Source organism: Mesorhizobium sp. M7A.F.Ca.CA.002.05.1.1 (assembly GCF_003998335.1).
In the GTDB taxonomy this organism is placed as follows: domain Bacteria; phylum Pseudomonadota; class Alphaproteobacteria; order Rhizobiales; family Rhizobiaceae; genus Mesorhizobium.
Map to the genome: position 1 here is coordinate 1 of NZ_RZQI01000990.1, position 2085 is coordinate 2085.

Genomic DNA, 2085 nt, shown 5'->3' on the forward strand with positions numbered 1-2085 from the left:
GATCAGGATTGCCCGCAGCTCGCTCTGGGCCAATCTGCCCTGCGTCCGGAACGGCCAGGTGCGGACCATTCCGCCGGTCTGGCCGTTCGGCGGTCTCACTGCTGCCGCGCGTTTCGCCGAATTCGTGGCAGCGGCATGATCGCTCAGGCAATGTCCCTGCCGCGACAGCGCGACGGCATCGGCGCGTTCATCCTGCTGGTGGCCGTGCCCGCGGGCCTGGCACTGATGCTGACCATCTTCGATCTCATCAACCTTTTCCCGACGCACTTGTGGTGGCATGCGCTCACCGCTCCCGACACATCCGATCCAGCGCAGTTGCTGTATCGCTATGCCTTCCTCCCGCGTGTCGCCGTCAGCATGCTGGCCGGCGCGGCACTTGGTCTCGCCGGTGTCGTCATGCAGCATGTGCTGCGCAACCCGCTGGCCGAGCCGACCACGATCGGCACCAATGCCGGAGCGAGCCTCGCATTGGCGGCCGCCACCCTCTACGCACCATGGTTGCTGGAAGGTGGCCGCGAAGGCGTGGCGCTGGCTGGCGGCGCGCTCGCCACATCAGCCGTTTTCGCACTGGCGCGCGGGCGCAGCTTTTCGCCAGTGTCGATCATCATCGCCGGCCTCGTCGTCAGCCTCACTTTCGGCTCGGCCGGCGCGCTGCTGATGGCGCTCAACCGCGAATACACCGAGGAGCTGTTCATCTGGCAGAGCGGCTCGCTGGTGCAGAATGGCGACGCGGCGGTCCTTGTTCTGGCGCCATGGCTGCTGGCCGGCATCTGCGCCGCGCTCCTACTCTGGCGACCGCTACGCCTGCTCGACCTCAGCGACGACGGCGCGGCATCGCTCGGCACCCGGCCGGCCGTCATCCGCCTTGCCGGCATGACAGTCGCCGTCTCGCTTAGCGCGCTGGTCGTCGCCGAGGTGGGCGTCATCGGTTTCGTGGCGCTCGCCGCCCCGGCGCTGGCGCGGCTGGCCGGAGCGCGCACGCTTGGCCGCCGCCTGGTCTGGTCGCCGCTGGTCGGCGGTGCCCTGCTCTGGCTCACCGACCGGCTGGTGCAGCATTTGCCGTTCACCGGCGAAACCCCCGCCGGCACCGCGACCGCTTTGCTCGGCGCGCCGCTGCTGCTGTTCCTGTTGCCGCGAATGCGAACCACCCCCGAAAGGCAGGCCGACATGGTGTCGTCGATACGCCTGCCGACAAACGGCCTGCCGTTGATCGCGGGCCTGCTGGCGCTCATCCTCGCGGTTGTCCTCGCCATCGGCTTTGGCCGTGGCGCAGGCGGTTGGCACTGGATCGCATCCGCGGATTTGACCGAGCTGCTTGCCCTGCGCGCGCCTCGCGTCGTCGTCGCCCTGTCGGCGGGCGTCCTGCTCGCCGTCGCCGGCACGCTGATGCAGCGCATGACCGGCAACCCGATGGCCGCACCCGAGGTCCTGGGCATTTCCGGCGGCGCCTCTTTCGGCGTGCTGGCGCTGCTGCTGCTCAGCGACAGCTTCGACCGCTCAACAATGCTCGGCGCGGCCTTGGCGGGCGCCTTGCTGGCGCTGACGATCGTCGTGCTGGTCGGGCGACGCAATGCCCTGTCGCCGGAACGGCTGCTGCTTGCCGGCGTCGCCGTTGCGACGGTCGCGTCCGCCTTCGCCGCGCTGCTTCTGGCCAGCGGCGATCCGCGCATGGACTTCCTGCTCGCCTGGCTGTCGGGATCGACCTATCGCGCAACGCCAACGGATGCCTTCACCGCCGCAACGGTCGCGGTCACCGTCCTCGCGCTGGCGCCGCTGACCGCGCGCTGGCTCGATATACTGCCGCTCGGCGAAACCGCCGCGCGTGGCCTTGGCCTGCGACTGGGACGTGTTCGCGCCACATTGCTTGCGCTCACCGCATTGGCCACCGCAACCGCGACATTGGTCATCGGCCCGCTGAGCTTCGTCGGCCTGATGGCGCCGCACCTCGCACGCATGCTTGGCTTCCACCGCGCCGTGCCGCAGCTTCTGGCCTCGGCCATGACAGGCGGGCTGATCCTCGTTGCCGCCGACTGGGCAGGGCGGACGCTGATCTTTCCCTGGCAAGTGCCGGCCGGCCTCATCGCC

At 69.6% G+C, this 2085-nt stretch carries 1 protein-coding gene; it reads left to right on the forward strand.

Features of this window, described 5'->3' with window-relative positions; all coding sequences use genetic code 11:
* Window positions 1–135 precede the first annotated feature (135 nt).
* The coding region (gene fhuB / locus EN939_RS31550; protein ID WP_127271510.1) for a Fe(3+)-hydroxamate ABC transporter permease FhuB at window positions 136–2085 on the forward strand (1950 nt) is incomplete at its 3' end.